At 71.6% G+C, this 20,049-nt stretch carries 23 protein-coding genes; 6 read left to right on the forward strand and 17 right to left on the reverse strand.

Annotation, left to right across the window (positions count from 1 at the left end; all coding sequences use genetic code 11):
* Positions 1–64: 64 nt before the first annotated feature.
* Complete coding sequence (locus V6S02_RS10480; protein ID WP_336400833.1) at positions 65–1,000, reverse strand: SDR family NAD(P)-dependent oxidoreductase; 936 nt, start codon at positions 998–1,000, stop codon at positions 65–67.
* A gap of 63 nt (positions 1,001–1,063) precedes the next feature.
* Between V6S02_RS10480 and V6S02_RS10485 the strand changes: the two genes are divergently transcribed.
* From V6S02_RS10485 to V6S02_RS10495, 3 genes are read left to right on the forward strand one after another with little or no spacing between them, the layout of a single operon-like run.
* Positions 1,064–1,897: an HAD-IIA family hydrolase gene (locus V6S02_RS10485; protein ID WP_124291829.1), complete on the forward strand. Its 834-nt coding sequence runs from the start codon at positions 1,064–1,066 to the stop codon at positions 1,895–1,897.
* Positions 1,898–1,940: 43 nt separating this feature from the next.
* Positions 1,941–2,513: a YdeI/OmpD-associated family protein gene (locus V6S02_RS10490; protein ID WP_336400834.1), complete on the forward strand. Its 573-nt coding sequence runs from the start codon at positions 1,941–1,943 to the stop codon at positions 2,511–2,513.
* The gene (locus V6S02_RS10495; RefSeq protein ID WP_276310441.1) at positions 2,510–2,638 is read left to right on the forward strand and encodes a hypothetical protein; all 129 of its coding nucleotides are present in this window, start codon (positions 2,510–2,512) and stop codon (positions 2,636–2,638) included. The genes V6S02_RS10490 and V6S02_RS10495 overlap by 4 nt, the downstream gene beginning before the upstream one ends.
* A gap of 24 nt (positions 2,639–2,662) precedes the next feature.
* On the opposite strand, the gene pyrE is transcribed toward V6S02_RS10495, so the two are convergent.
* Positions 2,663–3,241 carry an orotate phosphoribosyltransferase gene (pyrE, locus tag V6S02_RS10500; RefSeq protein ID WP_124291831.1) on the reverse strand — a complete coding sequence of 193 codons (579 nt, stop codon included), beginning with the start codon at positions 3,239–3,241 and terminating at the stop codon, positions 2,663–2,665.
* Between the two features lie 40 nt (positions 3,242–3,281).
* Between pyrE and V6S02_RS10505 the strand changes: the two genes are divergently transcribed.
* The 3 genes from V6S02_RS10505 to V6S02_RS10515 all read left to right on the forward strand — a co-directional run bounded on the left by V6S02_RS10505 (position 3,282) and on the right by V6S02_RS10515 (position 7,355).
* Positions 3,282–4,130: an exodeoxyribonuclease III gene (locus tag V6S02_RS10505; RefSeq protein WP_336400835.1), complete on the forward strand. Its 849-nt coding sequence runs from the start codon at positions 3,282–3,284 to the stop codon at positions 4,128–4,130.
* A 187-nt stretch (positions 4,131–4,317) separates the two neighbouring features.
* Positions 4,318–5,913 carry a phytoene desaturase family protein gene (gene crtI, locus V6S02_RS10510; RefSeq protein ID WP_336400836.1) on the forward strand — a complete coding sequence of 532 codons (1,596 nt, stop codon included), beginning with the start codon at positions 4,318–4,320 and terminating at the stop codon, positions 5,911–5,913.
* A complete protein-coding gene (locus V6S02_RS10515; RefSeq protein WP_336400837.1) occupies positions 5,910–7,355 on the forward strand; it encodes a carotenoid oxygenase family protein in 1,446 nt (481 codons plus the stop codon). The genes crtI and V6S02_RS10515 overlap by 4 nt, the downstream gene beginning before the upstream one ends.
* A gap of 10 nt (positions 7,356–7,365) precedes the next feature.
* Here the strand turns inward: V6S02_RS10515 and V6S02_RS10520 are convergent, their stop codons facing one another.
* The 15 genes from V6S02_RS10520 to V6S02_RS10590 all read right to left on the reverse strand — a co-directional run bounded on the left by V6S02_RS10520 (position 7,366) and on the right by V6S02_RS10590 (position 19,762).
* The gene (locus V6S02_RS10520) at positions 7,366–7,935 is read right to left on the reverse strand and encodes a hypothetical protein (RefSeq protein WP_336400838.1); all 570 of its coding nucleotides are present in this window, start codon (positions 7,933–7,935) and stop codon (positions 7,366–7,368) included.
* Between the two features lie 78 nt (positions 7,936–8,013).
* Entirely contained in the window at positions 8,014–8,256 is a 243-nt protein-coding gene (locus V6S02_RS10525; protein WP_336400839.1) for a hypothetical protein, read from the reverse strand.
* Positions 8,257–8,386: 130 nt separating this feature from the next.
* Positions 8,387–9,241, reverse strand: coding sequence for an ABC transporter permease (locus V6S02_RS10530; protein WP_336400840.1), 855 nt, complete (start codon positions 9,239–9,241; stop codon positions 8,387–8,389).
* Positions 9,238–10,164: an ABC transporter ATP-binding protein gene (locus V6S02_RS10535; protein ID WP_336400841.1), complete on the reverse strand. Its 927-nt coding sequence runs from the start codon at positions 10,162–10,164 to the stop codon at positions 9,238–9,240. Before V6S02_RS10535 ends, V6S02_RS10530 begins: the two co-directional genes overlap by 4 nt.
* An 18-nt stretch (positions 10,165–10,182) precedes the next feature.
* The gene (locus V6S02_RS10540) at positions 10,183–11,082 is read right to left on the reverse strand and encodes a hypothetical protein (protein ID WP_336400842.1); all 900 of its coding nucleotides are present in this window, start codon (positions 11,080–11,082) and stop codon (positions 10,183–10,185) included.
* Positions 11,079–11,708 carry a flavoprotein gene (locus tag V6S02_RS10545; protein ID WP_141936436.1) on the reverse strand — a complete coding sequence of 210 codons (630 nt, stop codon included), beginning with the start codon at positions 11,706–11,708 and terminating at the stop codon, positions 11,079–11,081. The genes V6S02_RS10540 and V6S02_RS10545 overlap by 4 nt, the downstream gene beginning before the upstream one ends.
* Positions 11,705–12,715, reverse strand: a complete 1,011-nt coding sequence (locus V6S02_RS10550) for an LLM class flavin-dependent oxidoreductase (RefSeq protein ID WP_336400843.1) — start codon at positions 12,713–12,715, stop codon at positions 11,705–11,707. The genes V6S02_RS10545 and V6S02_RS10550 overlap by 4 nt, the downstream gene beginning before the upstream one ends.
* Entirely contained in the window at positions 12,712–13,827 is a 1,116-nt protein-coding gene (locus tag V6S02_RS10555; protein ID WP_336400844.1) for a hypothetical protein, read from the reverse strand. The genes V6S02_RS10550 and V6S02_RS10555 overlap by 4 nt, the downstream gene beginning before the upstream one ends.
* The gene (locus tag V6S02_RS10560; RefSeq protein WP_336400845.1) at positions 13,824–15,014 is read right to left on the reverse strand and encodes an insulinase family protein; all 1,191 of its coding nucleotides are present in this window, start codon (positions 15,012–15,014) and stop codon (positions 13,824–13,826) included. The genes V6S02_RS10555 and V6S02_RS10560 overlap by 4 nt, the downstream gene beginning before the upstream one ends.
* A gap of 109 nt (positions 15,015–15,123) precedes the next feature.
* Positions 15,124–15,336 (reverse strand): hypothetical protein, encoded by a 213-nt coding sequence (locus tag V6S02_RS10565; RefSeq protein WP_141936428.1) that lies wholly within the window; start codon positions 15,334–15,336, stop codon positions 15,124–15,126.
* A 23-nt stretch (positions 15,337–15,359) separates the two neighbouring features.
* Positions 15,360–15,560: a hypothetical protein gene (locus V6S02_RS10570; RefSeq protein WP_141936427.1), complete on the reverse strand. Its 201-nt coding sequence runs from the start codon at positions 15,558–15,560 to the stop codon at positions 15,360–15,362.
* Positions 15,561–16,610: a T3SS effector HopA1 family protein gene (locus tag V6S02_RS10575; RefSeq protein ID WP_336400846.1), complete on the reverse strand. Its 1,050-nt coding sequence runs from the start codon at positions 16,608–16,610 to the stop codon at positions 15,561–15,563.
* On the reverse strand, positions 16,607–17,704 hold the full coding sequence (locus tag V6S02_RS10580) for a phosphotransferase (protein ID WP_336400847.1): 1,098 nt from the start codon (positions 17,702–17,704) through the stop codon (positions 16,607–16,609). Before V6S02_RS10580 ends, V6S02_RS10575 begins: the two co-directional genes overlap by 4 nt.
* Positions 17,701–18,453, reverse strand: a complete 753-nt coding sequence (locus V6S02_RS10585) for a class I SAM-dependent methyltransferase (RefSeq protein WP_160141336.1) — start codon at positions 18,451–18,453, stop codon at positions 17,701–17,703. The genes V6S02_RS10580 and V6S02_RS10585 overlap by 4 nt, the downstream gene beginning before the upstream one ends.
* 118 nt (positions 18,454–18,571) lie before the next feature.
* On the reverse strand, positions 18,572–19,762 hold the full coding sequence (locus V6S02_RS10590; protein WP_141936419.1) for a sensor histidine kinase: 1,191 nt from the start codon (positions 19,760–19,762) through the stop codon (positions 18,572–18,574).
* Between the last annotated feature and the right edge of the window lie 287 nt (positions 19,763–20,049).

Below are 20,049 nucleotides of genomic sequence, written 5' to 3' on the forward strand. Positions count from 1 at the left end.
TTCCCCGCCAGCTCTTTCTCGCTCGACGCCCTCGCGCCCCACCCGCTCTCGCTCTCGCTCTCGCTCACGGCCAGTGGATGCCCGAGGTCTCCTCGCAGAATCGCCACAGTCGCTCGGCGACCTCGGGGTCACGGGTGATCTTCGACGGACGCTGCTTCGCCGGCCGGCCCCGGAGGGTGAAGCGCGGCCCCCAGAACTCCCCGCCGCCCGCCGTCGGGTCGACGAGCGCGCGCACGAGCGGCCATGCGCCCTCTTCCTTCGACTGGGTGACGGGCCCCTGCAGGTTGTCGACGAAGCGCGCCCAGCGCGACGGCTCGTTGACCCCGTGGATGCCGGGGGTTCGCCCGCTGATGCTGTAGCCGGGGTGCGCGACGACGCTCGACACCGGCACACCGGCCGCGCGCAGCCGGCGGTCGGCCTCGAGTCCGAGCGACGTGCACGCCACCTTCGACTGCGCATACGCACGCCAGGGCGTGTAGCCCTCGACGAGCTGCGGATCGACCGGATCGTACGGCGAGAGCGTCGCCGCGATGCTGCCGACCCACACCATCCGCCCCGTGACCGCCGACAGCGAGGTCAGGAGAGCCCCTGCCAGAGCGAAGTGGCCGAGCACGTTGGTGGCGAAGACGACCTCATTGCCGCCGTACGTCGTCTCACGGGTGCGGGGGGGATGCACGACGCCGGCGTTCAGCAGCACGCCGTCGATGTTCCACCGGGCGCGGGCGGTCGCCGCGGCCGCGCGCACCGATCCGAGGTTGCTGGTGTCCAGCAGCAGGGTCTCGGTGGGTCCGACGGTGGCCGCCTCGGGTACGCGACGCTCAACGGCGGCGCGTGCCGCGACGAGACGGTTCGGATTGCGGCCTGTCATGACGACCCGCGCCCCCGCGCGCACCAACTGCTCCGAGGCGAAGTACCCGAGGCCCCGCGTCGCACCCGTCACGAGATAGGTGCGGCCGGTCAGATCCGGCAGCGCTTCGGGGTCCCAGTCGGGCGCGGTCACCTCTCCGACAGTAGACCTCACCTCGTCCGGTGGCATCCCCCACTCCCCCGGTACGCTGGCCTCATGCGGACCCGCGCCGATATCGAATGCTGGCTCACCGACATGGACGGGGTCCTCGTCCACGAGAATCGTCCGATCCCCGGCGCCGCCGAGCTGCTCGCACAGTGGCGCGACCGCGCGACGCCGTTCCTCGTCCTCACGAACAACCCGATCTTCACCCCGCGCGACCTGAGCGCCCGGCTGGCCCGGTCGGGCCTGGAGGTGCCCGAGGAGCGGATCTGGACCTCCGCCCTCGCGACCGCCGACTTCCTCCGCTCGCAGCTCCCCGGCGGCACCGCGTTCGTCATCGGCGAGTCGGGCCTGACCACCGCCCTCCACGAGGCCGGGTTCGTCATGACCGAGACCCAGCCCGACTACGTCGTCGTCGGCGAGACGCGGCAGTACAACTTCGAGGCGATCACCAAGGCGATCCGCTTCATCAACGACGGCGCACGCTTCATCATCACCAATCCGGATGCCACGGGCCCGACCCCCCACGGAGTCGTTCCCGCCACCGGGTCGTTCGCCGCGCTCATCACCCGCGCGACCGGCAAAGAGCCCTATGTCGTCGGCAAGCCCAACCCGATGATGTTCCGGTCGGCGCTGAACCGCATCGGGGCGCACTCGGAGACCACCGGCATGATCGGCGACCGCATGGACACCGACGTCGTGGCCGGCATCGAGGCGGGTCTCCACACGATCCTGGTGCTCACCGGCATCAGCGACCAGACCGAGATCGAGCGGTACCCGTTCCGACCCGACGAGGTCGTCGACTCCGTCGCCGACCTGCTCGCGACCGAGCCCTTCGAATCCGACCTCGCCGAGGCGTCGGACATGGGCGCGCTCGACGGACTCTAGATCGCTCTCGGCCCCGCCCTCCCTCGGCCGATAGAGTCGCCGCATGGGAGTGCTCGACGACGGCGAGCAGGTCATCGCGAAGGATGCCGAGGCGTGGCGCTCGTGGTTGGACCAGAACCACCGCACCTCGCGGGGCGCCTGGCTCGTCAGACCGCGGCCGGGATCGGACCTCGACCTCATCGGCTACGAAGACGCCATCCTCCAGGCCCTGTGCTTCGGCTGGATCGACGGACCGGTACGCACCTTCGACGAACGGACGAGCGGCCTGTGGTTCGCGCCGCGCCGACCCACCAGCGGCTGGGCGGCGACGAACAAGGCGCGGGTCGCGCGACTCGAAGCCGAAGGGCTCCTCGAAGAGGCCGGCATCCGCGCGATCGAGGTGGCGAAGGCCAACGGGGCCTGGGGCGTGCTCGACAACGCCGAGGCGCTGCGAGAGCCCGACGATCTCGCCGCCGCCCTGGATGCGACCCCTCAGGCCCGCGCGGCGTGGGACGCCTTCCCGCCGTCATCCCGCAAGTACGGCATCGGGTTCATCGACACCGCACGCCGGCCGGAGACGCGGGCCGCGCGCATCGCGAAGATCGTCGCCGACGCGACGGAAGGGAAGCGCCCATGATCTCCGAGACCGAGCAGACGCTGCTGCTGCTGACCAGCGCCCTGATCATCGCCGGCACGCTCGTGGTGCTGATCTGGCAGCTCGTGCGGTCGCGTCGCGGACGCGGCCCCCGCGACGGCGAGTAGCCCGCTCCCTCGCCGAGGCGCGCGCTACTGCGGGGCCAGCCCCAGGTCGTCGAGGTCGATCGCGGCGAGCCACTGCAGCCCGGCCGCCTCGACGGCATCCTGCGCCCCGGTCTTGCGGTCGACGATCACCGCGACCGCGACCGGCTCCGCGCCCTCGCGCCGGAGGGCCTCGACGGCCTTCAGCGCCGACTGGCCCGTGGTGGAGGTGTCTTCGACGACGACGACGCGCCTGCCCGCGACATCCGCGCCCTCGATCTGCCGGCCCCGGCCGTGGTCCTTCGGCTCCTTGCGCACGACGAAAGCGTCGAGGGGGCGCCCCGCCCGCACCGACTCGTGCAGCACCGCGTTGGCGATCGGGTCGGCGCCGAGCGTCAGCCCCCCGACCGCGACGACGCCGTCGACATCGCGGATGAGATCCAGCATGATCCGCCCGATCGCGGGAGCCGCCCGGTGGTCGAGCGTCAGCCGGCGCATGTCGACGTAATACGACGCCTTCTTGCCGCTCGAGAGCGTGAAGTCACCGTGGAACACCGCCTCATCCGTGATGAGGGCGATGAGGGCCTGGCGGTCGGCTTCGATGTCGGGCGTGGAGGCGACGGTCACGACGACGAGTCTAGATCCGGCGCGGTTCTACGCTGGAGGCATGCGCCTGGCCACCTGGAACGTCAACTCGATCCGCGCCCGCGTCGACCGCATCGTCGACTTCGCCGTCCGCGAGAGCGTCGACGTGCTGGCGATGCAGGAGATCAAGTGCAAGGCCGAGCAGTTCCCTTACGAAAGGTTCGAAGAGGCCGGCTATCAGGTCGAGGCGCACGGGTTCTCGCAGTGGAACGGCGTCGCGATCGCGAGCAGGGCGCCGATCGACGATCTCCGCACCGCGTTCCCGGGAATGCCCGGGTTCGCGAAGGGACATGAAGGTCCGGATGCTCCGCAGGAGGCGCGGGCTCTGGGCGCGCGCATCGACGGGGTCGAGGTGTGGAGTCTGTATGTGCCGAACGGTCGCGCGCTCGGCGACCCGCACTACGACTACAAGCTGCACTGGCTCGCCGCGCTCGAGCAGTACACCCGCGACGCCCTCGCCGCGGAGCCCGGTCTGCCCCTGGCGCTCGTCGGCGACTTCAACATCGCCCCCACCGACGCCGACAACGGCGACCCCGCGGTGGTGCCCGGCTTCTCCACGCACGTCTCGCCGCCCGAGCGCGAGGCGTTCTCGGCGCTGCAGTCGGCCGGGCTCACCGATGTGGTGCGACCGCTCGTGCCCACCGGCTACACCTACTGGGACTACAAGCGGCTGAAGTTCCCCCGCAACGAGGGGATGCGCATCGACTTCATCCTGGGCTCGGCGGGCCTGGCGGAGAAGGTCACCGGGGCACAGATCCACCGCAACGAGCGCAAGGGCGAGCTGCCGAGCGACCACGTGCCGGTCGTGGTCGACCTCGACCTGAAGCCGCCGGTGGAGGAAGACGACGACCGCCCCATGATCTTCGGCTGAACCCCGAAGCCGCGTCCTCGCGACCCTCTCCCTCACGGGGGAGCCGTATGCTAGCCCCACATCCTCGAAAGGGGAGCGCAATGGGGAGCGTGTCAGAGACCCGGGGGACCTCCCGCGGGTGGGGAAGAGGCGCGGCCACGGCCGTGACCTCGATCGTCGTGGTGCACGCGGCACCGAGCGGCCGCCGGTGACCGCGGGGGGCGCGCGCGTCGTCGTCGTGGGCGCCGGGTTCGGGGGGCTCGCCGCCGCCGCCCGTCTCGCCGCCGCCGGCCACGATGTCACCGTCCTGGAGAAGCGCGACCTCATCGGCGGGCGCGCGTACCGGTACGACATCAACGGGTTCCGCTTCGACGGCGGGCCCACGGTCCTGACCGCCCCGTTCATGTTCGAGGAGCTGTTCGCCCTCGCTGGGGAGAAACTGTCCGACCATGTCGAGCTGGTTCCCCTCGACCCCTTCTACCGCGCGTTCGACGCCTCGGGCGGACGCTTCGACTTCCGGGCGTCGCTCGACGACTTCCGTGAGGAAGTGGCTCGGCGCAGCCCCGCCGACGTCACCGGCTTCGACCGGCTGCAGCGCAAGATCAGCGGCATCTTCGACGCGTTCTACCCGTACACCGAACGCTCCATGATGCAGCTGCACGTCATGCTGCGGATGCTCCCTTACCTCCTGCGACACGGAGCGGCGCGCGGCATGCAGCACCTGGTGAACACCACGGTGCGCGACCCGTTCCTGCGGCGCGCCCTGGCGTTCCATCCGCTCCTCATCGGCGGCGACCCGGCTCGCACCCCGTCGCTGTACGCCCTCATCGTGGAGTTCGAGCGCCGCTGGGGCGTGCACTACGCCATCGGCGGCACGAGCGCTCTCGTCGAGGCGATCGGCGCGCTGGTGCAGCGCCTGGGCGGCACGATCCGCTGCGGCGCGGAGGTCGACCGCATCGTCCACACCGGCGGGCGGGTCACCGGTGTGCGGCTCGTCGACGGGTCGGAGATCGATGCCGACGTCGTCGTCTCGGGCGCCGACCCCGGCGCCACCTACGAGCGCCTGCTGGCCGGCGCGCCGCAGGCGGCGCCGTCGCGGATGCGGATGCGGCGGAGCACGCCGAGCATGTCGCTGCACGTGCTGTACTTCGGCGCCGACCGCACCTGGCCCGACACCCCGCTCGCTCACCACAACCTCCTCCTCGGCGGAGACGCGCGCGCGGTCATGCAGCGCGTCTTCCGTCCGAAAGCCCGCGACCTCGAGGGCGGCGCGCACCTGAAGGCCGACGACCTCTTCCTCTACGTGCACGTGCCGACCCGCACCGACGCCTCAGTCGCGCCGCCCGGGTGCGAGGCCCTGTACGTGCTCGTGGCCTCCCCCGCTCTTCCCTCGCACGGCGAGCGGTCGGCGGAAGCCGCCGCGGACGAGGCCGCCCGCGTGCGCCGTCTCGTGCTCGACACGCTCGACGAGCGGTTCCTCCCCGGCCTGTCCGACCACATCGTCGCCGAGCACGCGATCGGGCCCGAGCACTTCCGCGACGTCCTGCAGACGCCGCGCGGCGCGGCCTTCTCGCTCCAGCCCACCCTCTTCCAATCCGGCTGGTTCCGCCCGCACAATCGCTCGCGCGCGGTCCGCGGTCTCTACCTCGTCGGTGCCGGCACGCACCCCGGCGCCGGAGTGCCGGCGGTGCTCGCCTCGGGCAAGATCGCTGCCGGCCTGATCGGCGAGGAGTACCCCCGTGTCGTCGCCCGCCGCGCCGGTGACGCCGACACGACCCGTGTCGCCGACGAGGTGCCCTCGTGAGCGCCGGGACGACGTCGCAGGGCTTCGCCGCCGGGTTCGGCGAGAGCCCTGAGGTCGCGATCGACGACGTGCCGGTTCGCGGCATCCTTCCCGACTGGTTGGAAGGGTCGCTTCTGCGCAACGGCCCCGGCTCGTTCCAGGTGGGTGAGCGGCGCTACCGGCACTGGTTCGACGGTCTGGCGATGCTCCACCGGTTCACCGTTTCGAGCGGCCGGGTGTCGTATCAGAACCGGTTCCTCGAGACGGAGGCCTACCGCGCGGCGCGCGACGAGGGGCGCATCGCCTTCCCCGAGTTCGCCACCGACCCGTGCCGGTCGCTCTTCGCCCGCGCGATGGCGGTGTTCGACCCCCAGCCCACCGACAGCGCGAAGGTCAACATCGCCAAGGTGGCCGAGAAGTTCCTCGCCTTGGCCGAGACGCCGATCCAGGTCGAGTTCGACCCGGTGACCCTCAAGACCGTCGGGGTGACCGGGTGGGACACGTCGAATTTCGGACGGATGACGACGGTGCACCCTCAGCTGGATGACGCGCGGGGCGAGGCGATCAACCTCGTCACGCGCTTCAACGCCTCGAGCCAGTACGTCTTCCGCCATCTCGACACCGCCACCCCCGGGGCGACCCCCACGACGCTCGCGCGTCGGCGGGTGGGCGAACCCGGCTACATCCACTCCTTCGGCATGTCGGAGCGCTACCTCGTGCTCGCGGAGTTCCCCCTCGTGGTGAACCCCGTCTCGCTCCTGCTGTGGCTGAAGCCGTACATCGAGAACTTCCGGTGGAAGCCCGAGCGCGGGACGAAGTTCCACATCTTCGACCGGCAGACCGGCGCACACGTGAAGACCGTCACCTCGCCGGCCTTCTTCGCCTTCCACCACGTCAACGCCTACGACGACGGCGACGATGTGGTGGTCGACCTCGTCGGCTACGACGACGCGTCGGTGATCGAGGCGTTCTACCTCCACCGGCTCGAAGAGCCCGACGCGCGGATTCCTCCCGGCACCCTGCGCCGATTCCGACTGCCCCTCCGGGGCGGGGGGAAGACCGTGACCGGCGAGCAGATCTCGCCGACGCCGATCGAGCTGCCGAGCCTCGACTACGCCCGGATGAACACCCGGCCCGACCACCGCTACGTCTACGGCGTCAGCCTCGGCGACGAGCCGGGCTTCTACGACCGCCTGGTGAAGATCGACAACGTCAGCCGCACCACGACGACCTGGCGAGCCGAGGCCTGCTACCCGGGAGAGGGCGTCTTCGTCGGACGCCCGGGGCGCGAGGCCGAGGACGACGGTGTGGTGCTGTCGGTGGTGCTGGACGCCGCGGCGGAGACGTCGTTCCTCCTGGTGCTCGACGCCGCCTCGTTCACCGAGATCGCCCGCGCCGAGCTCCCCCACGCGGTGTTGCACGGCTACCACGGCCAGTTCTACGGCGAAGTCCGCCCCACCTGACCCCCGCGCGTCACTCGTAGAGGTCGGGCGGTTCGGGTGTACAGCCCGCGGGTTCGGAGTTGCCGCTGATCGCGAAGTCCTCGCAGTACAGCCACTGCGCCTGCGTGAGGCCCAGGATGAACGAGATGACGGCGATTCCACCGACCACCCCGAGGATCAGCCAGCGCGTCGCGCGCCGCGTGAACGAGCCGAAATCGGGCCAGACGATGCGCACCAGCACCCACATGGTCAGCGGCAGGCCGACGACGATGACGAGGATCCCACCGACCGCGAGAAGCAGCGCCGCGAGGTTCGTCTCGCTCTCGTTGAAGAGGTACGACAGCACGATCCACAGCGAAGGGATGAGAAGGAGAAGCGCGCGAACGAGCTTCGCACCGACGGGCTTGCGCTCCACGAGGACGAACACCAGCGCTGCCGTGGACGCCGCCCACAGCGTCAGCAGCTGATCGAAGAAGAGGTCGCCCCACGCGCCGAGGGTGAAGGCGGGCCACCACACCACCAGCGACATCCCGACCATCACCACCCCGATCGGGACCACCCGCTCCGTCGCCGCCGGCTCCTCGATCTGCTGTTCGCTCACCCGCCGCACGCTAGCAGCGGATGACCCCGACAGGCCGATGCCCCCGCGGAGCGTCCCGCGGGGGCATCGTGAGGGGTGTCAGACGTTCAGCTGAGCCGCCAGATAGCGGGCGGGCTTCAGCGAGAGCCGCGGCTCCGCATCGCGGAGCGTGCGGATGACGCGCAGTTCGTCGGACGTGGCGACGCCCGCCTTCGCCACGACCCCGCGCGCCCACTCCTGGGCCCGGACGACGCTGGAAGCGTCGTCGGCCGGGAAGATCTCCGCCAGCTCACGACGGGGGTCGGTGCGGTCGCCCCACAGCAGTTTCTCGAGCTTCGCCATGATCTCTCCTTCCGTCGGCTTCGGCGGGGTGCCGGGAGCCGGTTCCAGATGATTCGGATTCCACGATGCCGCACCGGGCGGCATCGCACATCCGACGAAAGGTGGAATTCCACCCCGCCCTCCGTCGGACTCAGTAGCCTCGCTGCTCGCGGCGGATGCGGATCTGGTCCAGGCGCGACCCCGACTGACGCCGGGTCATCGCCCGCAGGGCCCGCGGCACGAGCAGCAGGCCGACGATCGCCCAGAGCACCGGCACGCCGATCGCGAGGGCCAGGTCCATGCCCTCCAGAGGTGCCGCCGTGGGCAGCAGCACGCCGCGGGCGAGAGCGGCGAGCCCGGCGACCGGGAAGATCTGCGCCACCACCTGCAGCCATCCCGGCGCATCGTCGAGCGGGAAGATCACTCCCGAGATCCCGAGCATCGCGTAGGCAAGGAGCGAGGCGGGGAAGATCGCCAGCGGGGATCTGAAGATGCTGCCGGCGATCGCGCCCAGCGGCACGGTCGCGGCGATGGCGAGGAGGGCCACGCCCAGGAATCCGAGCCACCCGGTGACGGAGTCGGGGAGCACGGGGGCCACGACGACGTGGGTGGGAACGAGGATGAGCATCATCGACAACAGCCCGGTGACCAGCAGCATGACCACCTTCCCGATGAGGTGGGCCGACAGCCCGTGCGGCAGCATCCGCACACGCAGCATCGTGCCGTCATCCTGCTCGGTGATCAGCTCGCTGGCGATGCCGACGAACCCCGTGACGAACAGCAGAGCCGCCGCGAGCCCGGCGACGATCGCCCGCACCCCGTCGACGCCGATGGTCGCCTCGATGTCGACGAGGCTGAACACGGTCAGCAGGACGATCGGTGGGAACAGATAGCCGATCGCACCCCACCCGGTGAAGCGGTTCACGAGTTCGATGCGGGCCTGCAGCAGGCCGGCGCTGAGGACGCCGCCGAGATGGATGCGGCGGGGCAGGGCCTGAGTGGTCATGACGCCTCCTTCTGTTCGGACTGGTCTGATGCCTCCGCGCGGGCGACGATGGCGAGGTAGGCGTCTTCGAGGGTGCCGCGGCGCACTTCGACGTCGACGGCGGACGGGTCGGCCGAGAGGGCGGCCAGGAGCGTGCGGGGGTCGTCGACCTCCCGGCTGTGCCGCCCCTCGCCGTCGCGCCAGGTCACGGTCGTGCGGCCGGCCATGGCCGCGCGCAGGTCGTCGGGTGAACCGTCGGCGACGATCGCGCCGCCGTCGAGCACGAGGATCCGATCGCACATGCGCTGCGCCTCGCTGAGGTCGTGCGTCGCCCAGATGATGGTGGTGGTCTCGGCGATGGAGTCCATCAGCTCATGGAACGAGCGGCGGGCGCTCGGGTCGAATCCGGTCGTCGGCTCGTCGAGGAAGAGGACGTCGGGCCGACTGATCAGGGCGCACGCGACGTCGAGCCGACGCCGCTGGCCACCCGAGAGGGTGCGGATGAGCTGGCGGGAGCGGTCGGCGAGGCCGACGGCGGCAAGCATCTCGGCCGGGTCGCGGAGGTCGTCGCGACCGACGGTGCGATGTCCGGCGGCGACGTAGCGCAGGATGTCGATCACCCGCCACGTCCCGTGGTCGCGCCAGGACTGCAGCACGATGCCGATGCGCGACTTCCAGGCCTCGGGCGCGGTGGAGGGGACCTCGCCCAGCACCGTCACCTCGCCCGACGAGGGGCGGCGGATGCCTTCGAGCGTCTCGACGAGCGTGCTCTTCCCGGCCCCGTTCGGGCCGAGGATCGCGATCTTCTCGCGCATCCCGATCTCGAGATCGATCCCGTCGAGCACTCGACGGGTGCCGTAGGTCATCGTCAGTCCCGACACCCGGATCACCGGGGCGGTCGGGGCGGAGTCGTGCCGGTGTTGCGTGTCCATCAGCAGGGTCATGCTCCTCATCTCCTCTCGTCAGGCCCCCGCGGGGGCGTCGGCGCGCTCGACCAGCCAGGCGAGGAAGGCGGCGTTGCGCGATCCGGTGTCGGTGGATCTCGTGGTCTCGGCGAAGTCGCACAGGTGGAGGAAGTAGCGGAGGGCGATCACCCGATCGAGCCACCGCCGGTCGGGTCGGCGTCCCGTCGCGCTGCTCCAGCCGTCGATGAACGCGGTGGCGGCGGTGGGGTAGGCGGACGGGTCGGCCCCCCGGCCCTGAGCGAGATATTCGAACTCGGTCAACTCCCCCAGCATCCATCCGAGGTCCAGTTCGGGGATCGACGCCATGAGCTCATCACCCACGGGCACCTCGGGGCGGCTGAGATCGGGGGCGACGAACACCGAGCCGAGGGTGAACCCGCCGTGACAGAGCACCCCTTCGCGGGGAAGCTCCGCGAGCCACGCGCGCAGTCGCTCGACCACCGTCGCCTGCTGCTGCACGACGACGAGGCCGGCGTGGGTGGTGGGGTGAGCCGCGAGATGGTCGGTCAGACGGATCAGGTGCGGGGAATCGATACCGGCGACGGATGCCGCGGCCGCGACGTCGCGCTGGAGCTCGGCGAGCGCCCCGCCCAGCGTCGTCATGACCTCGGTGATCTCGTCCGCGGACACACGGGGGTCGGGCCAGAGGAGGCTTCCCAGCAGCTCGGGGCCGGTGAGCGCGTAGACGGCGCCCTCTGTCGTGCGCTCGGGAGCAGGGAAGCGCACCGATCCGGTCTTCGAGGCCTCTTCGAGCTGCCGGGCCGAGAGCTCCCGACGCAGCGTGTCGTCGGCGCGGGAGTCCTTGATCCGACGGATCAGACGCCAGCGGCCGTCTTCGTTGCGCAGCTGCTGCTGCCAGACACGGGTGTCGTACTCCCAGGCGATCTCCATGGTCACGGGACCCCCACCTCCGTCTTCGTGTCGTGCCGGATGATGGCCTCGGCCAGCACCGACGCCGCGTGGGGGAACATGGCCGGTGGCGATCCGGCGATGCTCGGGTCGAAGGCGCTCACCCCCGTCAGCGGTTCGAGCAGGCGCACATGGGGCCGGTCGCCCAGCTCCCGCGTGTACTTCTGCCAGACCGGGGTGTCGACGAACCCCGGCGGGGCGGACGCCGCGACGACGATCGGGGCGAGGGTGGACTGCATCGCCAGAACCGCGGGTGAGTCGCAGAGGCCGGCCGCCAGTCGCGAGACGAGGTTCATCGTCGCCGGGTGGATGAGCCAGCCCTCCGCCCACTGGGCGAGGTCGACGTGCAGAGCCGCACCGTCGGCCGTCTCCCAGTCGTCGATGATCGGCGCGGCGCCGGTGAAGGTGCGAAGCGCCGTGGGTCCGACGAACGCGCGGGCCGAGCGGGTGAGGACGATCCGCAGTTCGATGTCGGGGGCGACCTGCGCCATCCAGCCGAGCCACGACGGCAGGAAGGCCGCGCCGGGCGCGGCGGTGCCCATCACGACGATCCGGCGACCCTCGAGCGCGGTGAGATCGGGGGTGGAGGCGGGGAGGTACTCGGACGCGCTCACGCGGTCACCTCCGTGTGAGCGCGTGCCTCGGTGGGGAGAGGGAGGAGCGAGCGGACGCGGCGCTGACGCACCTCGTCGAGCACCTCGGACAGGTCGTGGAGGGCTGCACCTGTGCCGTGCTCCTGCGAGACGCCGAAGACGTTGAAGACGACCTCGTCGACGCCGGCGTCGCCGAGGCGCTCGGCGGCGTCGACGATCTCGGTCGCGCTCCCGTAGAGATAGACCTCGTCTCGGACGATCCGGCGGGCACCGGCGACCGGATCGGCGGCGTCGACCTCGATCCCCGCCCTCTTCAGCATGTCGACGTAGTGGGGCGCCGTGAGGTGCGCGCCCACGGCGCGGAACGCCATCCGGTCGGGGTCGCGGCCGAGCCGCCGGATGCCCACGTGGACGATGGCGGCGACCCGCGGCATCCGCTCCCCCGCCTCGTCGGCGCCGCGCTCCGCAGCGGGGATGAGGGTGTCTCGGAGATACGCCTCCGGCGTGAGCCAGGTGATCGCCCACTGCGCCGAACGCCCCGACGCGCGGGCCATCCCGGGACGGAGGACTCCGAATCCGACCTCGACCGCTCCGAAATGGGGATCGATCGGCTGACCGGAATGCGGGTGGGTGCGAAGCGGGACCGGTACGACGGACAGCAGGCGACGCGCGAACTCCTCCGTGGCCGCCGCGGGACGCGGCAGCGGGGCACCCAGTGCCTTCTGCTGGAACTCCGTTCCGCCCGGGCCGATTCCGGCGACGTAGGAGTGACCCGAGAGTCGCGCGATCGACAGGGCCTGGATGCCGAGGCCGTGCGGATGCCAGAGAGGGTGCAGGACCACACCTGTGCCGAAGGGGATCGTGTAGCCGCGGCCGATGAGGGCGGCCATCGTCGCATGCGAGTCGACGATGTTCGACTGACCGAACCAGAGCCGATGACCGCCGCCTCGGGCGGCGTCGGCGTAGGGGATGACGGGGCCGAGGGCCACCGGCATCTCGGGGTACATCACTCCGACGTCGATGTTCACAGTTCCTCCCATTCGTCGGGGCGCTCCCCCGGGCTGAGGACGAGCGCGTCGAAGTCGTCGGCGCGGAAGAGCTCCGCGGCGCGTGCGGTGACCGCCTGCGATGCGAGCCGGTCGAGAAGGGCGGCGTCGTCGGCACCGGCGTCGGGCGCGTCGATGTGCGCGGCGCGCCGGCGACGCCGACTCTCAGCCGCGAGTCGGCCGCGCAGCGAGTCGGCCTCGACGAGCGTGCGTCCGCGTGCCCGCGCGAGCGCGGCGGCGGCGTCGAAGGTCGCGACGAACCGCGCCCGCGCCCGCGCGAGAGCCGCGTCGGCGGCGTCCTCGTCACCGGGAGCAACCTCGGCCTCGACCACGAGGACGGCGGGGTCGGTGGCGGAGCGGAGCTCGGCCACCGGGCTGTAGGCGAGGCCGGTGCTGCGCACCTCGGCGGCGAGGACGCCGTCGGCGTCGGCCGCGAAGGCGGCCAGGATCACGCGGTCGGCCAGGTGCTCGGCGAGCGAGCGCGGCGGCCGGGTCCTGCGGGTGTGGCGGACCAGGGCGAGGGACAGGATGCCGGCGCCCTCCGGGCCGCCCAGGCGGGCCCATCGACGTCGCGGCACGGCGTCGGCAGCGGGCGGGGCGGCAGAGGTGCCGGCGCGAGTCGGGCGGTACCCCGCCGAGCGGCGCGCGGGTACGGAGAGCACCTCCGCGAGGCGGCGCTCGAGATCGGCGGTCGACGTGGCGACGGCGGCGTCGCCACGCCCGACCACGACGCGGGCGGGGGCGTGGCGGAGAAGAGCCGTGACGGGAACCTCCGTCGGCTCGGCGGTGAGGGCGTCGGCGCGTGCCGACAGTGACAGGAGAGGGAGCGGCGCGCCGCGCGACGGCAGCGCGCTCAGGTGCACCCGCCACGCGGCGAGCGCGGCCACGAGGCGGGTCTCTTCGTCTGGCGCATCGAGCGTGACCTCCACGGCGACGCCGTCGTCGGTCACGGTGACCCCGTCGTGCGCGAGGCCGGTCATGGTGAGGGATCGCGCGACGGCGTCACCGGCGGCGGCGCGCTCGGCGGCGGGCACGGCGAGGTCGAGATCGATGCGCACGACGGTCAGGGCGGTGGGTCCGAGGACGGTGTTCATGCCGCGGCCTCCGCTCCCGGGCGGGTGACCACCGGTTCCCACACCACGCGGCCGGAGGGTTCCTGCAGGATGTGGGCGCAGAGGTCGATCACGTCGTGTTCGGCCGCATCGGCGACGGCCGAGCGGTCGGCGACGACATCGAACCCGGCGAGCACGTCGCGGGCGACGAGCGCGCTCGCGGTACCGGTGCCCGACAGGTATTCATCGATGGCGCGGGCCGCGCCGCGACGCGCCGGCTCGAAGGCCGCGTGATGGGCTCGCGCGCCCGAGAGGGGGGTGGGAAGACGGAACACGCCGTCGTCGGTCGCGCCGATCTGCGTCGCGAGGACGAGGGCCGCGTCGGGACCGAGCAGCTCACCGAAGAGTCCGCTCCGCCAGGCGCTGCCGGAGGTCGCGCTCAGAATGCGGGTGGCGATCATGAGAAGTCCGCGCGAGACGCCCGGCTGCGTGAGGTCGATGAGGCGGATGTCGGAGCGTGCGGGCGCTCCCAGACCGATCCGCCGAAGGGAGATCTCCCTCGGGGTGGGGGAGGAGAGCGGGTGAAACGGCGCGGCCGTGACCGAGGGCGAGGCGTCGAGGTCTGCCAGGATCGTTGCCGGATCGACGTCGCCGGCGATCCCGATCGCGGCGGACCGAGGGTCGACGCGCCCGCCGTCGAGGTCGGCGAGGCTGACATCGTCGAGCCCGGCGAGGTCGCTCAGCGCATCCTGTGGACGATCGCCGCCCGCGATGCCGGAGAGCGCCGTGCACCAGGGGAACCCGGCGAGGGGCGAACGGGCGGCCCGCTCGGCGACCTCACGGCGGACGAGGTCGATCTCTCGGGCGAGGTCGGCGGGCGTGGCCCGCCACGGCTCGAGACGCCCGCGGGCGCGGCCGATCCAGTCCAGCACCGAGCGACGATCGTCTGCCGGCACCAGGAAGGAGTACTCGGTGTGGAACGGGTAGGTCTGGGCGTTGGAGAGCCCGCCCGCGGAGAGCACGGCGGCATCGATGAACTGCGATGATGCGTCGACGGCGTGGTGGTGGCGCAGGTGCTCCACGAGGTGCGCGCGTCCGGCGCCGGCAGCGGAGTCGTCGGCGAACCCGCCCGCGACGGCGACACTCACCCCGAGGGCTCGCGCACCGGGGACCCGGAGGGCCGCGACGCGCGTGCCGTCGGCGAGCACGCCCTGTGCCTGTTCCACCATGTCGGTTCTTCCTCTCGAGATGTCGATGGATCGGTCTCGCCCGCCGCCGCGGCACGTGCGCCGGCGCCTCAGCACGACGGCGCTGACACCGCGGCGGCGGGCGAAGCGATCAGCAGCCGGCGGTGATGGTGACGCCGGTGCTCGTGACCGCGCCGGCGCTCGCGCCGATGGAGAAGGCGACGCACTCGGGCGAGGAGGCGGTCAGGAACACGCTCACCGTCGACGGGGTGGCGGCGGGGGCCGCCTCGCCGGTGAGGGCGGACAGCTCGGATGCCTGCGCGTAGGCGCTGAAACCGGCGACGAGCGACTGGGTGTGTGACATGCGGGTTTTCCTTTCCTGGGGGGTCAGCAGCCGTAGGTGACGGTGAACGAGGTTCCGCCGACGCTGACGATGGAGGTGGCGGTGCCGCAGGCGGCGCTGGAGGCGGCGATGAAGCTGAGGATGCCCGGGGTGGCGGCGGGGGCCGCCTCGGTCATCTCGACGAGGTCGGCCGCTCCGGCGTACGAGCGGTAACCGGCAATGAGCGACTGCGTGGCAGCATCCATTCACTGCTCCTTTCTCTCTGTGGTGACGGAAGCGGCGTCTCCGCTCCCGCTCTGGCGACTGTCGCCAGTCCGACCGACCCGCCACTCCCACGGGGGCGAGTCGAGATTCTGGAAGACCGCGCGCGGGTCGACGTTCGCAGCCAGGAGCGCCTCACGGACGCGCGCCGTGGGGCTGCTGCCGTCGGCGGAGGCCACCACGCCCTGGGCCACGGCGGCGGCGCGGTGCTCTCCGAAACTGGTGCGTCCCGGGCCCGCGGCGAGGTCCATCGGTTCCCACGCGACGCTCACGCCGGGTGCGATCCGTCGCGCGAAGATCGAGACGGGAGTCTCGTCGTCGGCGCGCAGGACCTCGGCCACCTCGTCGAGGAGAGCCCAGCTCTCGGCGGGCAGGTAGACGACGAGGGCGTCGTTGCGGGGGAAGCTCCAGGTTTGCGAGATCACCTTCGCGCGCAGCGGTGCGCCGCTGTCCTCGGCCCACCGGGTGAAGCGCGCCCACACCGACACCGCCTCGTCGGCGTTGCGGAGATGCCGGTAGACCCGCAGCGGCCTCCCCCCACCGCCCCCGCCGATGCGCGGGGTGAAGAAGAGGAACCCGATCGACAGGCGCGGGGCGAGCGAGGGCAGCTCGGCGTCGATGCGCACACGGCCGCGGCCCGGGCGGACGGTGCCGGGCACGAAGACCCGCACCCCCTGAAGCAGCACGATCGCGCCGCCCTCGGCGCCGTCGACCGTGTCGATCGCAGTCAGTCTCTCGACACGGGAGAGGGAAGCGGATGCGGCGACGAGGCGCTCCTCGAAGACGTGGTCGTTCTGCAGCGCCGGCACGAAGTCATCGGCGTGCTGCGGTGTGCTCCCCGCGTGGTGCCGCGTGTACAGGTGGGTGGCGAGGGCGTGTTCGAGGCCGCGCTGCGACGACGCCCGCAGCTCGTGCCCGTCGCAGTCGACGATCCATTCGTCGTCGCGGTACGCCACGGTCGTCGCCGCGATGAGCGCCTCCACCCCGGGATCGAGACGCCACTCGCGGCGGATCGGAGTCGCACGGTCGGTCATGCCGTCACCTCCTGGGTGCTGAGGTCGTCGAGGCCGAGCACCGCTCCGTAACGGTCGGAGCCGACGATCGCCTCCCGCCCGATCCCGGCGAGCGCCCGATCGAGCGCCGACACGCGACCGAAGTAGGTACCGGAGGCCAGCGAGCGGTCGAACAGCTGCCAGCCGAAGTAGCTCACCGCGCGGTCCACGAACGCGGCGTCGACGATGTCGTCGGCGACGCGGTCGCGGTACCCGCGCCAGAAGGCCTGCGCCAACGGCCGCGAGGTGTCGATCGCCTCCGACCCGAAACGCACCACGTCGGCGTCGTCGAGTTCGTCGGCGTGCATCGATGCGTCGACGATGGTGCGGCGGAGCCGGTGGTAGAAGACCTCGCCGAGCATGGCGCCGACATCGCGGGCGGGGTCGCCCAGGCGGAACTCCTCCCAGTCGAGCATGAACGCCTCCTCGGCGGTGAGGAAGATCTGGTCGGCGCGCAGGTCGCCGTGCGCCGGGGTGCGCCGGCCGTCGCGGGAGCGATCCACCAGCAGATTCAGGGCGTCCAGCAGCGGCTGGTCGCGCTGGATGAACCGCCACATGTCGAGCTGCCCCATCGTGGAGCCGTAGAAGGTCTCGCGTGACATCGCGTTGGGCCCGGCCGGGGGGAACATCGGCCGGCTGCGGTCGATGGCGTCGGGATCGATCACCTCGAGCGAGTGCAGGGCGGCGACGCAGCGTCCGGCGCGACGGACCTCGTCCGTCTCGGCCTCGACCTCGCGAATGGACTGTGCGAACGTCGAGCGGGCGTCGACCCACTCGTACGCGAGCGACACCGACGGGGCATGCGCGGCCCGGAGTGCCGGGGCCCGCAGGTCGGCGCCGGCATCGGCGAGACGCACGCAGTCATGGAACGAGACGCTGCGCGCGTGACGCTCGCCGGCGGCCATGCCTCCCAGCTGCTTGACGAAGACCCGGTCGCCGTCGTCGAAGACGATCTCGCCGTTGAGGTTGCGTCCAATGATCGGGGAAGCCTCGGTGACCTCGTCGACGCGGCGGCCCATCGCCTCCAGGAGCGGCCGCACCCGTTCGAGCAGTCGCTGCCCGTTCTCGCCGATCATCGGGCGGCCTTGCGGTAGAGGGAGAGACAGCGCCCCATGCCATCGACATACGGCGCCCCTTGCCACGTGGCACTCCGCTCGGCCAGCTCCATGCCGGCGGCGCGCGCCACGGCGTCGAGCTCGAAGGGGAAGGCGTAGCGCAAGACGTGGGTGAAGGTGAACGGCTCCCCCCGACCGAGCACCGTGTGCTCGGCGACGAGCAGCTGCGCGGTGGGCTCGACGGTGTACTGCTCGACCATCACCGTGGTGACATCCAGCTGGCGCATCTGCACGAGCGGCGCGCGCTGAGCGTGGTAGACCGAGGGCGAGAAGGTCTCGACGAGGAAGACGCCGTCGTCGCTCAGCGCGTCGTGCGCAGAGCGGAACACCGCGATCTGGTCGTCGAGGCTCGTGGCGAAGAAGAGGGTGTTGACCATCACCATCGCCAGGTCGTATTCGCCGTCCACCCGGTCGCGGGTGAAGTCTCCCAGGCGCGCATCGATGCGGCCGTCGGCGTCGCGTTCGCGGAGGACCTCGAGCATGGCCGGCGAGGCGTCGATGCCGGTCACGTCGTAGCCCGCGTCGGCCAGGACGAAGGCCAGTCGTCCGGTGCCGACGCCGAACTCCAGCACCCGGCGGCCCGACACCCGGCGAGCGAGGTAGTCGAGCAGACCGGAGAAGTCCCCGAAGAGGTCGGGATACATCAGGTCGTAGATCTCGGTGATCCGTCCGCCGTAGCGGTCGGTCCCGGTCAGCATGGGCGTCGTCATGCCCTCAGAATCCGGCCGCGCACCCCCCGGCCACATCGCCCGGACGACCGAACCTCGCCGCGACCGGCGTCGGAGGCCGGCTCCGACGAAAGGTGGAGCGAAAGGGTTCGGCGCCGTGTCAGCGCTGGGGCAGCCGAGCCTGCACCCGCCACCCGTCATCGATCGGTGAGGCGTCGAGCGAGCCGCCGAGCACGCGCATCCGCTCGCGCATCCGAGCGAGGCCGTAGCCGCCGGAAGGCAGGGCGAGTCGGGTGCGCGCCGACCCCCCACCCACGGGGTTGACGACCGCGAGGGTCGCCTCGCCGTCCTCGAGGGAAAGGGCGATCTCGACGGCACCGTCGGGGCGACCGTGTTTCGCGACGTTGGTCGCAGCCTCCCGCAGGACGCGGGCCAGCGCGATGTCGACCGTCGGCGAGAGCGAGCCGGCGGCATCGAAGCCGCGTGCGTCGACGGTCATTCCCAGCGCGCGCAGTTCACGCTCGACGTCGCCGAGCGTCGAGCGAAGCCGCCTCCGGCCGCCGTCTCCCTCCTCACCGTCCGACGGCGCGGTGAGATCGAGCAGACGCCGGATATCGGCGAGGGCCTGCCGCGCGGCATCCCGGATCGCCGCCTCCGATTCGCTGCGGATCGCGCTGTCGTCGGTGCGCTCCAGCACGCTCGCGTGCATGGAGATGATCGTCAGCTCGTGAGCGATGACGTCGTGGAGCTCATCGCTGATCCGCTGGCGCTCCACACGGGCGGCGTCCTCGGCGGCACGCTCGCGGCGCTCGAGCGCCGTCGACAGCGCGCTCGTGCGCTCGCGGAGTCGCCTGACCGACCACCCGATCACGGCCGAGACGGCGGCGAGGATCGCCAGCACCACGATCCAGGTGCCGGGAATCGCACCGGGAGAGAAGACGATGACGATGAGGATCCACACGACCAGTCCCGCGCCGTAGACGAGAGAAAGGATGCGGGAGCAGGTGGCGACGACGAATCCGGATGCCACGGCGAGCGCGAGGAGGGTCTGCTCGGCGCCCGTCCGCCCGAGGGCCAGGGAGGCGCCGGCCAGGAGCACGAGCGTCGCGGTGGGCGGGTGCACCGCGAACAGGGCGAAGCACGCGGTGATGAGGATCTCGGCGACGGTGGTGGTGAGGGGCTCGGCCCCGGCGTCGATGACGGCGACGACGATCTCGAGAGCGATGATCGCGACCACGAGCGCCACCACCACTCGTGCGGCGACGCGGGAGAGGGGGGTGATGCGCCAGATGTCACGCCAGCCGGCGGCGCCGCTGCCGGCTGAGCGAGGGGTGGAGGCGTGGGAAGCCATCCCCCCGATTATGCCCGGGCAGCTGTCCCCGGGCGCCGGCGACTCAGCAGGTGCCGCCGAACAGGTTGCAGAGGGTGCTCCAGAACGCCAGCGGTGCGAGCGGACCGCGACCGAGGACGCTGGCGAAGTCCGGCAGGGGGCGGGTCGGCGTCGGTGCCATGATCTCCTCCTCAGAAGTCGATGCCTCCATCCTCGCGGTCGAGCCGTGGCGGCGCAGCAGTCGAAGGTCGCCGTTCCCCTCCGACTTTCGTCGGACCCGGGTTCCGCCCCGGCCCATAGACTGCCCG

The organism is Microbacterium sp. CCNWLW134, assembly GCF_037083565.1.
GTDB lineage: Bacteria > Actinomycetota > Actinomycetes > Actinomycetales > Microbacteriaceae > Microbacterium.